Genomic DNA, 12,490 nt, shown 5'->3' with positions numbered 1-12,490 from the left:
GCGTGGGCGCGGGTCGGACGGTCAGCCGATGGTCTCGCGCTCCCGCCAGGCGGTCCGCAGCGAGGTGCGGCCGTTGGTCCGCAGCAGCGACCCCTCGTAGACGCGGGCCCCGGCCAGCAGGAACCCGGCCGCCGCCACCAGCAGCAGCGCCAGCGAGGCGAACAGCTCCCAGACCGCCGCGTCCCCGGCGAACAGCCGCAGCGGCATCGCCGTCGGCGACGAGAACGGCAGGTAGGACAACACCTGCATGGCGGTGGGGTTGTCGTTGAGGAAGATCACCGCGAAGAACGGCAGCATCACCGCGAGCTGCACCGGCGTCGACACCCCACCGATGTCCTCCAGCCGGTTGACCAGCGCACCGGCCGCCGCCCACATGGCCGCGATCAGCACGAAGCCGAGCAGGAAGAACGGGATGAACCAGCCGATGGCCGGGCCGAGCAGGGTGAGCATGTCGGTGCTGCCGCTGATCGCCATACCGGCCACCGCGACCAGGGCCACCAGGGCTATCTGACCGAGCGCGAGGATCGTGCCGGCGAGCATCTTGCCCGCCAGCAACGCCTTCACCGGCACCGCGGCGACGAGGATCTCCACGATCCGGGTCTGCTTCTCCTCGATGATGCTCTGCGCGATCTGCACGCCGAACGTCTGCGAGGTGATGAAGAAGATGAACGCGAAGGCGAACGGCACCAGGAAGGCCAGCAGCGGATCGATCGCGTCCGGGTTCAGCAGCTCGACCGGGGGCCGGGTGCTCAACGCGTTGACCACGTCGTTGGGGGCGTCGTTCATGGCCAGCACCCTCGGGCCGGCGACGACTGCGGCGTCCGCGTCACCGTCGCGTACGGCCTGCTCGGCGGCGGCGTCGTCGGGGACGACGCGTACCTCCAGACCGGCCGCGCGCAGCGGAGCCGCCGCCGCCTCGGTCGCCGCCACGGTGGACGGCCCGCCGGAGAACAACGGCGGCAGGATGGTCGCCGCCGCAGCGATCAGCAGGAAGACGATCGTGCTGATCAGGAAGGTGCGGTCGCGCAGCTTGACCCGGAGCTCCCGGGCAGCGACCAGTCGGGTGGCCTGCATCGTGTTCACTGGGCGACCTCTCGGAAGATCTCGGCGAGGGTGGGCGTGACCGGGCGGAACGCGCGGACCGCGCCGCGCTCCAACGCGGCGCGCAGCACGACCTGCTCGTCCGCGCCGGGCGTCAGGTCGACGACGGCGCGGGCGCCGTCCAGGTCGACCAGGGTCACCCCGGGCTGGTCCCGCAGCCAACCGGCGTCGGTCTCCACCACCAGCTCGTAGCGGGGCGTGGTGTACGCGGCACGCAGCTCGTCGCGGCTGCCGGCGGCCCGGATCGTACCGTCGGCGATGATCACCAGGTCGTCGCAGAGCCGCTCGACGACGTCCAACTGGTGGCTGGAGAAGATCACCGGGGCACCGGCGGAGGCCCGCTCGCGCAGCACGGCCACGACGGTGTCCACGGCCATCGGGTCCAATCCGGAGAACGGCTCGTCGAGCACCAGCACCTCAGGGTCGTGCACCAGGGCGGCGGCGATCTGGGCGCGCTGCTGGTTGCCCAGCGACAGCGTCTCCAGCAGGTCGTCGCCGCGCTCGCCGAGCCCGACCCGCTCCAGCAGCGTGTCGGTCGCGCGCCGGGCGCCCTCGGCGGTCAGCCCGTGCAGCCGGCCCAGATAGACCACCTGCTCGCGGACGCTCATCTTGGGATAGAGGCCGCGCTCCTCGGGCATGTAGCCGAACCGCCCCCGGACCTCCCGGCTCAGCGGCGCATCCTGCCACGTCACCCGGCCCGAGTCGGCGGCGAGGACGCCGAGGATGATCCGCATGGTGGTGGTCTTGCCGGCGCCATTGCCGCCGACGAAGCCGGTCATCCGCCCGGCGACGACATCGAAGGACACATTCTTGAGTACCTGACGGTCGCCGAAGCTGCGGTCGACGCCGTCGAGGCGGAGTACCGTGGTCACGTACTCCACGCTAGGAGTTCGATCATTGATTGCCCTCCGTCCGTCGACGGAGATCCGGGCTCCCTCTCCCAGCGGAGGTCATCCTCCCGGCCGGACCACGCCCTGCTCGTACGCGAACACCACCGCCTGCACCCGGTCCCGCAGGCCCAGCTTGGCCAGCACCCGGCTGACGTGCGACTTCACGGTCGCCTCGCCCAGATGCAGGGCGGTGGCGATCTCGGCGTTGCTCGCACCCCCGGCCACCAGGACCAGCACCTCCCGCTCCCGGGGGGTCAGGTCGCGCAGCGCCTCCTCCGGAGTGGGACCGCCGACGGTCCCGGCCGGGCCGCCCGGCCGGGCGAACGTGGCGATCACCCGGCGGGTGAGTTCCGGGGCGAGCAGACCGTCCCCCCGGGCCACCACCCGGATCGCGTCGACCAGCGCCTCCGGCGTGCCGTTCTTGAGCAGGAACCCGCTGGCCCCGACGCGCAGCGCGGCGAACAGGTAGTCGTCCCGGTCGAACGTGGTGAGCATGAGCACGGCGGGGCCGCCCGGCTCGTCCGTCTCGGTGCTGATCCGGCGGGTCGCCTCCAGCCCGTCCACGCCGGGCATCTCCACGTCCATCAGCACCACGTCCGGGCGCAACGCCCGGGCCATGGCGACCGCCCGTTCCCCGTCGGCGGCCTCGCCGACCACCTCGATGTCGTCCTCGATCTCCAGGATCACCCGGAAGCCGGTCCGCACCAGGTGGTGGTCGTCGGCGAGCAGCACCCGGATCGGCGACGTCGCCCCGGTCACGTCGTGCTCCCGGCCGCCAGCGGCAGCGGGAAACGAACTCGCACCCGCCACCCACCACCGGTACGCGGGCCCACTTCCAGCTCACCGTCGTGGGTGGCGACCCGTTCCCGCATCCCGACCAGTCCCAGCCCGTCGTCGTTCGCCGGGCGGGTGGCCCGACCGTTGTCGGTCACCTCGACCTCCATCTCCTGGGCCAGATAGCGGACCCGGACGTCGAGCAGGGTCGCCCCGCTCGCGTGCTTCAACACGTTCGTCACCGCCTCCTGCACCACCCGGTACGCCGCCTGGGAGACCGACTCGGGCAGCGGCGTCGGGTCGCCGTACACGCCCAGGGTGGCGTGCAGGCCGGCCTCCCGCGCCCGGTCCACCACGGCGGCGATCTGGTCGATCCCGGCGGGCTGCCCGGTGCCCTCCGGGCCGTTGTCGCGGGCGCGCAGCACCCCGAGCATCCGGCGCAGCTCGTCCACCGCCGTCCGGGCCGACTCCTCGATCGAGGTGAGCGCGGTGCGCGCCTTGGCCGGATCCTTGTCGAAGACCCGGCGGCAGGCTGCCGCCTGCACCCCCATCACCGACACGTGGTGGGCGACCACGTCGTGCAGCTCCCGGGCGATCCGGACCCGCTCGCCGACCACCGCGTGCTCCCGGGCCTCGGCCTGCGACCGGCGCAGCCGCTCGGCCTGCTCGGCCAGGTCGTGCTGCCGCCGGGCGGCGATCCAGGCGGTCTCCCCGAAGAAGTACGCGAACCCGAAGAACAACACGTTGACCAGCAGACCGGTGACGATCGCGGCGAGCACCGGCGGCACCGGCCCGATCGCGTTCTCGAAGGAGTCCGGGGTGATCTCGTCGAGGCTGATCGCGTACGCGATGGCGAGCCAGCCGAACATGGCGGCGATGATGCCGATCCGCAGCCGTCGGGACAGCCGGTGGTCCGGCCCCCAGGCACCGAGGGTGACGATCGCGGCGAACAGCGCCCACTGGGAGAGCTGCCACTCGGGGACGGCCCGGACCTGCGCGCCGATGAAGGCGGCCGACACGACCAGCGCGGTGGCGACCGGGGACCGGCGTCGCCAGATCAGCGGCAGCGGCACCGCGACGGTCCAGAGGATCTGTTCGAGCCAGGACGGCGGCGGCCCGAGCAGGAACGTGCCGGTGCTGCGGGCCAGCGTGAGGCTGAACAGGGCGATGACCGTCGCGGCCAGCCCGGCGTAGAGGTCCAGGCGCTGCTGCTCGGGCGTGGGGCCCGGCCGCCGCCAGTCGTCGCTGCTCTCGGAGGTCACCTGGTGAGAATGCCATCCCGCCGCATGGTTATCGGCGGGCACCTCCGGCGGGCCGGACGCGCCTCTGCCGGGACTCGCCGGCGCGCCACGCCGGTCGCGCCCGAGGTGACGGGCCCGACCGGCGGATAGCGCGACGGTCAGCCGATGCCGTCGCCGGCCATCGGCGGCAGCGGGCAGTGCAGCAGGCCGCAGATCGTCCGCAGCAGCTCGATCTCCGGCACGGTCATCATCCCGTCGTGGCTGATCACCGCCACCACGGCTGCGACCAGCCGCTCCTTGTCGCCCGGACGCAGTCCGTCCAGCACCGGCCAGGCGGTCTCCAACGCCAGCACGCCGTTCTCCGGCGGCGCGTACGGCAGGGAGGTGCCGGGCAGCAGCGTGGCGACACCGGCCTGGAACGCCCGCTCGGCGGCGGCCCGGTCGCCGTGCCCGACCTGGGCCAGGATGGCCAGCAGGTAGGCCGCCGCGGAGCGGGTGTCGGTGAGCGTACGGCGGTCGGTGCGCCAGCGGGAGTCCGGCTTGAGTGACTCCTGGATCTCGGCCAGGAGCAGCCGGGACAGGCAGTACTCGGACACGTTGATCGCGCCGTCGGCGTGGATCAGCGTGAAGACGGCCGCCATCAGCGATTCGAGTTCGGCGTCCGGGCGGGCCCGCAGGGCCGGGAACGCCAGCTCGGCCAGGGGCAGCCGGAGCATCGGGTGCAGCCCGGCCAGCTCACCGGCCTCCCGCAGAGCGGCGTCGGCCAGCGCCGGACCGTGTTCCCGGGCGATGGCCTCGTGCTGGTGCTGCCGGACGTCGGGCTCGGCCGCGAGCAGCAGCCCGAGCACCAGTGGCGCGGCCGAGTCCCGGTTGCGGGCCCGGTCCAGCAGGTGCTCCGGGATGCGGTCGAGGATCGCGGCGGCGTGCGTGTACGCCGTCTCGGTGGGCGCGGCCACCCGGCCCAGCATCTCGGCCGGCGCGACGCGTACCCGGGTGCCCTCCACCGGCAGCGCCGGTGCGCCCGGGCGGGCGGAGTCGCGGCGGGCGGGCGCGCCGCCCGGACCGCTCGGGGCCAGGCCGAGGGCGATGTCCTCCTGCCGGCCCGACGGGGGTGCGGCGGCCCAGCGCTGGGCGAGCTGCCGCAATTCGTTCGGGTCGAACGAGGGTTCCAACGCCTGGATCCGCTTGGCCAGCGGTGGGTGGGTGGCGAGCCAGGACGCCCGGCCCGCCGCGCCGAAGAGCATGTGCCCGACCTCGTCGCGCTTGGGCGTGCGCAGCTCGGAGCCGTCGGAGAGGCCACCGATCTTCTTCAGCGCCCCGGCGATGCCGCTGGTCTGCCGGGTGAACTGCACGGCCGAGGCGTCGGCGAGGTACTCCCGCTGCCGGGACACCGACGCCTGGATGAGCCGACCGGCGAGCACGCCGATGTAGCCGGCCACCAGCAACGCCAGCCCGACCAGCATGAACGGCAGAGCGCCGCCGTTGTTGCTGTTGCGGCTCCGTCCGCCGCCGAGGGCGCCGGCGCGGGCCAGCCCCCGACCGACCACGGTCAGGAACAGGATGCCGAAGAGCAGGCCCATCAGCCGGATGTTGAGCCGCATGTCGCCGTTGACCACGTGGCTGAACTCGTGGGCGATGACGCCCTGGAGCTCGTCGCGGTTGAGGCGTTGCAGCGCGCCCCGGGTGACCGCGACGGCCGCGTCGGACGGGCTCCACCCCGCCGCGAAGGCGTTGATCGCCGTCTCCTCGGGCAGGACGTAGACCTCGGGCACGGGTACGCCGGAGGCCAGCGCCATCTCCTCGACGACGTTGCGCAGCCGTCGCAGCTCCGGGTCGGTGGTGTCCGCCGGCACCGGCACTCCGCCCAGCTCACGGGCCACCTTCCCACCGCCGCCGCGCAACGTGAGCGTACGCACCAGCGCCGCCAGCCCGATCGCGGCGACGGTGGCCAGGGTGACCATCACCACCAGCCCGGCGAGCTGGGGCGGGTTGCTGGTGCCGACGTTGAAGGCGAACACCGCCGCGAGGTTCACCACCACCACGATGCCGACCACGGCCAAGACGAAGAGCAGGACCAGGCGGGTCGACAGCCGGCGGACCTGGCGCTGTCGTTCGAAGAAGTTCATCGGTGCCTCAGAACGACACCTGCGGCGCGTTCCGCTGCGTCGGGTCGTCCGGCTGGAACAGCGCCGCCGGCCCGAACGAGAACATCCCGGCCAGCATGCTCGCGGGGAACACCTCGCGCTTGTTGTTGTAGGCCATCACCGAGTCGTTGTACGCCTGCCGAGCGAAGGCGACCCGGTTCTCCGTGGAGGTCAGCTCCTCGGAGAGCTGCATCATGTTCTGGTTGGCCTTGAGGTCCGGGTACGCCTCGGAGAGCGCGAACAGCCGGCCCAGGGTGGCGCTCAGCGCGTTCTCCGCGCCGCTGAGCTGCTGCATCGCCGCCGGGTCGCCGGGCGCGGCCGACGCTGCGGTCTGCGCGCTGACGGCGTTGTTGCGCGCCGAGATGACCGCCTCCAGCGTCTCCCGCTCGTGCTTGAGGTATCCCTTGGCGGTCTCCACCAGGTTGGGGATCAGGTCGTGCCGGCGGACCAGCTGCACGTCGATCTGGGCGAAGGCGTTGCGGTACGCGTTGCGGGCCCGGACCAGCCCGTTGTAGATCGACACGCCGAAGCCGAGCACCGCGACGACGATCACCACCAGACACAGCAATCCGATGATCAGTTCCATGGCCGCTCCCTCGATCTCCGTGTCGGACCTACCGCTCATGATCGTACGGGCGGCCGTCCAGAGCTGCCCGTTCTCCCCCTGCGGGGGGTGCCGGGTGCGGAGCGCCCGCACCCGGCGCCCGGATCAACGCCTGGCCCGGTACGCCTTGACCGCGCTGTCGGCGACGTCCCAGACGGCGATCGCGGCGATCACCACGATGCTGATTTGGCTGACCGTGTCCAGGCCGCCGTCGCGCAGCCAGGCGAAGCGGTCGACGAACTCCGGGTTGAGCAGCCGCTCGTCCTGGAGCAGCCAGATCGCCGGCACCGCGAAGCCCAGGTTGAGCAGGACGTTGACGCCGACCAGCGGCCAGGTCCACCGGCGGGCCCGGTACTTGGCGAACTCCAGACCGATGCTGGCGACCAGGACCACGAGGAACACCGGCAGCCAGAACGACCAGAGCGCCGGGTCGAGGATCGGCAGCCGGTCGCCGTCGTCACCGATCACCCGCTGGAACTGCTGCCACGGCAGGAAGGCGATGAAGAGGACCAGGAACACGATCGAGGCCACCACGTCGGTGAGGCTGACGTCCCGCTCGACGGGCTCCTCGGGCAGTTGGTCGACGGTCCACTCCGGCAGGTGCAACGGGGTGCCGAACCGTTCCATCGCCGCGAAGACCAGCGTCACCCAGAAGCCGATGTGCACCGCGACGTTGAACGCCGCCCCGATGCCCTCGCCGACCGGGTTCTCGGCGGTGGTGGCCTCCAACACGCCCATCAGCACGCCGACGACGGCGGGCACGGTGCTCAGCAGCACGATCATCAGGCGTTGCCAGGCCGGGTAGTACTCCGGGCCGATGAGCTGGAGTCTCCGGTCGCTGTAGCGGGCCGCCAACTGCGCGGGGTTGCCCAGTTCGGTGAGCACCTCGCGCTCGGCGGTGGTGGCGTCGAGCCCGGCGGCGGTCCGGCCGTCGATCATGTCGGCGATCGACGCGTGCAGCTCCTCGGCGATCTCCGCCCGCCGTCTTGTCGGCACGGAACGCAGCGTCGCGGCGAGATACCGGTCGGTCAGGCTGGTCGTCATCGGGGGGCTCCTTCGATCAGGTCGGTCAGGGAGGTCTGCACGGCGGAGAGGTCGTCGAGCAGTCGGCGCAGCACCTGCTCGCCGGACTCGCTGGTGCGATAGAACTTGCGCGGCCGGCTCTCCTCGGTGTTCCACTCGCTGCTCAGGAGCCCCTGCTCCTCGAGCCGTCGCAGCAGGGGATAGAGCGTGTTGGCGTCCACCGGGAAGCCGTGCCCGGTGAGCCGTTGCAGGAGCGCGTAGCCGTAGTCGGGTCGGCGCAGCGCGACCAGGCTGGCCACCACCACCGTTCCCCGGCGTAGTTCCTGGAGGTGTGTCCGCAGGACGTCGTCGCTGACCATGCATCACACGATAGTGTGTGCCGCACACCATTGTCCAGCGCACAATAGTGTCTGCTGCGCGACATGGTGTCGGAGCGAGGCGTTTCACGTCACAGACTTGCCCCGCCCCCGCCCCGCCCCGCGAGGCTGGCCTCGCCCTGCGGGGCTGACCCCGGTTGATCAAGAAGTTTTGATCACGGAAGGAGAGTGTCGAGGGCGCAAACTCCTTGGTCATCTGCTGCACCCGCCCACTTCTCGGCATAACGCGCTCTGGTGTGGACGGTCCGGCGGGGAGCTGGCCGCGCCGGCGCGACTTCCCGTCGTCAGGCTCTGTCGTTCCGCAGCTCATCGATCATGGAGTTGAGGTCGCGAATGTCTGCTGATATGCGCGTTATAGAACTGCCACAACTCCATGATCGGCGGGACGGGCGGTCAGGTGGTGGGCGGCGAGGTGGTGGTGAGCGGTCGGCCGTACCCGGTGATGGACCTGGCCGACGGGGCGCGGCCTGCGGGCCCGCCCGCCACCTCGTCGGGTCGGTGCGGTCGGCCGCGCGTACCGGTCCGGCATGATCCGCGACACCCCGGCGGACCGGGGGCGCGCGGCGCGCTGGAACGGTGCCGAGCGGCGGGGTTAGGGTTAGCCCCGACCGACTCGATCATCTGACCCGGGGGGCTCCGTGGGCGATTCGTTCGCGCATCTGCACGTGCACACGGAGTATTCGATGCTCGACGGTGCGGCCCGCCTCAAGGACCTGTTCGCCGAGGTCAAGCGGCAGGGGATGCCGGCCGTGGCGATGACCGACCACGGCAACATGCACGGCGCGAACGACTTCTACAAGCAGGCCATGGCCGCCGGAGTCACCCCGATCCTGGGCATCGAGGCGTACGTGGCGCCGGAGTCGCGCTATCACAAGAAGCGGGTGCGCTGGGGCCGACCGGAGCAGAAGAGCGACGACGTCTCCGGCAGCGGCGGTTACACGCACAAGACGATCTGGGCGCGCAACAAGACCGGCCTGCACAACCTCTTCACGCTGACCAGCAAGGCGTACACCGAGGGCTACTTCGTCAAGTGGCCCCGGATGGACGCCGAGTTGCTGGCCGAGTACGCCGACGGCCTGATGGCCACCACCGGCTGCCCCTCCGGCGAGGTGCAGACCCGGTTGCGGCTGGGCCACGACGCGCAGGCCCTCGAAGCCGCCGCGAAGTACCAGGACATCTTCGGCAAGGAGAACTACTTCCTGGAGCTGATGGACCACGGCCTGGACATCGAGAAGAAGGTCCGGGACGGGCTGGTGGAGATCGGCCGCAAGCTGAACATCCCGCCGGTGGTCACCAACGACTCGCACTACACCCACGAGGCGCAGTCCGAGGCGCACGACGTGCTGCTCTGCGTGCAGACCGGCAGCAACGTCGCCGACCCGAACCGGTTCAAGTTCGGCGGCAGCGGCTACTACATCAAGTCCGCCGACGAGATGCGCGGCGTGGACGGCTCCGACGTCTGGCTGGAGGGCTGCCGCAACACGCTGCTGGTGGCCGAGCGGGTCGACCCGGCCGGGATGTTCGAGTTCCGCAACCTGATGCCGCGCTTCCCGGTGCCCGAGGGCGAGACCGAGGAGTCGTGGTTCCGCAAGGAGACCTTCGCCGGCCTGGCCCGTCGCTACCCGCAGGGCATCCCCGAGGGCCACGTCGTGCAGGCCGAGTACGAGCTGGGCGTCATCATCCAGATGGGCTTCCCGTCGTACTTCCTCGTGGTCGCCGACTTCATCCAGTGGGCCAAGAACCAGGGCATCGCGGTCGGTCCCGGCCGAGGCTCGGCGGCCGGTTCGCTGGTCGCGTACGCGATGGGCATCACCGACCTGGACCCGATCCCGCACGGGCTGATCTTCGAGCGGTTCCTGAACCCCGAGCGCGTCTCCATGCCCGATGTCGACATCGACTTCGATGAGCGTCGGCGCGGTGAGGTGATCAAGTACGTCACCGACAAGTGGGGTGAGGACAAGGTCGCGCAGATCGCCACCTTCGGCACGATCAAGGCGAAGGCCGCGATCAAGGACTCGGCGCGGGTGCTCGGCTACCCGTACGCGGTCGGTGACCGGATCACCAAGGCCATGCCGCCGGCCGTGATGGGCAAGGACATCCCGCTCGAGGGCATCTTCGATCCGAAGCACCCCCGGTACGCCGAGGCCGGCGAGATCCGGGGCATGTACGAGTCCGAGGCCGACGTCAAGAAGGTCATCGACACCGCCCGGGGCATCGAGGGGCTGATCCGGCAGACCGGTGTGCACGCGGCCGGCGTGATCATGTCCGCCGAGCCGATCGTCGACCACATCCCGCTGATGCGCCGGGACTCCGACGGGGTGATCATCACCCAGTTCGACTACCCGACGTGCGAGTCGCTCGGGCTGTTGAAGATGGACTTCCTCGGCCTGCGGAACCTCACCATCATCGACGACGCGGTGAAGAACATCGAGCTCAACCACGGCAAGGAGCTGGACCTGCTGGCCCTGCCGCTGGACGACAAGGCCGCGTACGAGCTGCTGGCCCGGGGCGACACCCTGGGCGTGTTCCAGCTCGACGGCGGGCCGATGCGGTCGCTGCTGCGGATGATGAAGCCGGACAACTTCGAGGACATCTCCGCCGTCCTGGCGCTGTACCGTCCCGGTCCGATGGGCGTGGACTCGCACACCAACTACGCGCTGCGCAAGAACGGCCTCCAGGAGATCACCCCGATCCACCCGGAGCTGGAGGAGCCGCTGCGGGAGATCCTCGCCCCCACCTACGGCCTGATCGTCTATCAGGAGCAGGTGCAGCGCGCCGCGCAGATCCTCGCCGGCTACACGCTCGGTCAGGCCGACCTGCTGCGCCGGGCGATGGGCAAGAAGAAGAAGGAGATCCTCGACAAGGAGTTCGGCCCGTTCCGCGACGGCTGCCGTGAACACGGCTACTCCGACGAGGCCACCCAGAAGGTCTGGGACGTGCTGGTCCCGTTCGCCGGGTACGCCTTCAACAAGGCACACTCCGCCGCGTACGGGCTGGTGTCGTACTGGACGGCGTACCTGAAGGCGCACTACCCGGCCGAGTACATGGCGGCGCTGCTGACCTCCGTCGGCGACGACAAGGACAAGATGGCCATGTACCTGTCGGAGTGCCGCCGGATGGGCATCCAGGTGCTGCCGCCGGACGTGAACACCTCCGCCGGGCCGTTCACCCCGGTCGGCAAGGAGATCCGCTTCGGCCTCGGCGCGATCCGCAACGTCGGCGCCAACGTGGTGGCGTCGATCATGCGGTGCCGCGACGAGAAGAGCGAGTACGCCGACTTCTACGACTTCCTGTCCAAGGTGGACGCGGTGGTCTGCAACAAGAAGACCATCGAATCGCTGATCAAGGCCGGGGCGTTCGACTCGCTCAAGCATTCGCGCAAGGCGCTGCTCACCGTGCACGCCGACGCCATCGACGCGTACGCCGACGTCAAACGCAAGGAGGCCGTCGGCCAGTACGACCTCTTCGGTTCGGGCTTCGGCGACACCGAGACGGCGACCACCACCACGGTCATGCCCGTCATCAGCGACGGCGAGTGGGACAAGCGCGACAAGCTCGCGTTCGAACGCGAGATGCTCGGCCTGTACGTCTCCGACCACCCGCTGTTCGGTCTGGAGCACGTGCTGAACGCGGCGGCCGACTGCACCATCGCCACCCTGTCCGAGGAGGGCACCGTGCCCGACGGCGCGGTGGTCACCCTCGCCGGCATCCTCTCCGGTGTGCAACGTCGGGTCACCAAGCAGGGGCGGGCGTGGGCCTCGGCGACCCTGGAGGACCTCGCCGGCGGGGTGGAGGCGCTGTTCTTCCCGAACACCTACGAGGTGATCGGGCAGTACATCGCCGAGGACGCCATCGTGGTGGTCAAGGGCCGGATCGACCGGCGCGACGACACCCCCCGCATCATGGCGATGGACATGCAGTTGCCGGACGTCAGCAGCAACCCGGCGAGCAAACCGGTCACCCTGACGATCCCGGTCAACCGGCTCACGCCACCGCTCGCCGACCGGCTCAAGGAGACCCTGCTGCTGCATCCCGGCGACACCGAGGTGCACGTGAAGCTGCACCGCAGCGGCCGCGTCGAGACCTGGCGACTGGGCCTGTTCCGCGTCGCCCCGACCACCGCCCTGATGGGTGACCTCAAGAGCGTCCTCGGCCCCGCCAACGTGAGCTGACCCTGCTCGGGTGCTCGGGTGCTCGGCGGCTCCGGGACGCCCGGCGGCTCCGGATGTCGGGGGTTTCGGATGCTGGCGGCTTCGGACGCCGAGGGTTTCGGCAGCCTGGGGTTTCGGATGCCTGGGGTTTCGGAAGCCAGCGGGCGAGGATTGGCGCTGGGTAG

The 12,490-nt window shown here is 70.7% G+C and carries 9 protein-coding genes; 1 reads left to right on the top strand and 8 read right to left on the bottom strand.

The features are described 5' to 3' along the window. Positions 1–21 precede the first annotated feature (21 nt). The 8 genes from ID554_RS02405 to ID554_RS02370 all read right to left on the bottom strand — a co-directional run bounded on the left by ID554_RS02405 (position 22) and on the right by ID554_RS02370 (position 8,136). On the bottom strand, positions 22–1,083 hold the full coding sequence (locus ID554_RS02405) for an ABC transporter permease (RefSeq protein ID WP_117229247.1): 1,062 nt from the start codon (positions 1,081–1,083) through the stop codon (positions 22–24). Next, positions 1,080–1,973, bottom strand: a complete 894-nt coding sequence (locus tag ID554_RS02400; RefSeq protein ID WP_117229292.1) for an ABC transporter ATP-binding protein — start codon at positions 1,971–1,973, stop codon at positions 1,080–1,082. Before ID554_RS02400 ends, ID554_RS02405 begins: the two co-directional genes overlap by 4 nt. Positions 1,974–2,051: 78 nt before the next feature. Next, entirely contained in the window at positions 2,052–2,750 is a 699-nt protein-coding gene (locus ID554_RS02395; protein ID WP_117229246.1) for a response regulator, read from the bottom strand. Next, positions 2,747–4,027: a sensor histidine kinase gene (locus tag ID554_RS02390; RefSeq protein ID WP_117229245.1), complete on the bottom strand. Its 1,281-nt coding sequence runs from the start codon at positions 4,025–4,027 to the stop codon at positions 2,747–2,749. Before ID554_RS02390 ends, ID554_RS02395 begins: the two co-directional genes overlap by 4 nt. Before the next feature lie 137 nt (positions 4,028–4,164). Next, on the bottom strand, positions 4,165–6,132 hold the full coding sequence (locus ID554_RS02385; RefSeq protein ID WP_117229243.1) for a M48 family metallopeptidase: 1,968 nt from the start codon (positions 6,130–6,132) through the stop codon (positions 4,165–4,167). A 7-nt stretch (positions 6,133–6,139) separates the two neighbouring features. After that, a complete protein-coding gene (locus ID554_RS02380; protein WP_191088701.1) occupies positions 6,140–6,736 on the bottom strand; it encodes a LemA family protein in 597 nt (198 codons plus the stop codon). Between the two features lie 123 nt (positions 6,737–6,859). Next, entirely contained in the window at positions 6,860–7,798 is a 939-nt protein-coding gene (locus ID554_RS02375) for a permease prefix domain 1-containing protein (protein WP_117229242.1), read from the bottom strand. Beyond that, positions 7,795–8,136 carry a PadR family transcriptional regulator gene (locus tag ID554_RS02370; RefSeq protein WP_117229241.1) on the bottom strand — a complete coding sequence of 114 codons (342 nt, stop codon included), beginning with the start codon at positions 8,134–8,136 and terminating at the stop codon, positions 7,795–7,797. Before ID554_RS02370 ends, ID554_RS02375 begins: the two co-directional genes overlap by 4 nt. A gap of 656 nt (positions 8,137–8,792) precedes the next feature. On the opposite strand from ID554_RS02370, the gene dnaE reads away from it, so the two are divergent. Further along, complete coding sequence (gene dnaE / locus ID554_RS02365; RefSeq protein ID WP_117229239.1) at positions 8,793–12,326, top strand: DNA polymerase III subunit alpha; 3,534 nt, start codon at positions 8,793–8,795, stop codon at positions 12,324–12,326. The last annotated feature ends 164 nt before the right edge of the window (positions 12,327–12,490 follow it).

The sequence above is a fragment of the Micromonospora craniellae genome, assembly GCF_014764405.1.
Taxonomy (GTDB): Bacteria; Actinomycetota; Actinomycetes; order Mycobacteriales; family Micromonosporaceae; genus Micromonospora; species Micromonospora craniellae.
Note: the sequence above shows the minus strand (reverse complement) of the source record. Positions and strands in the feature narration are given on the sequence as shown.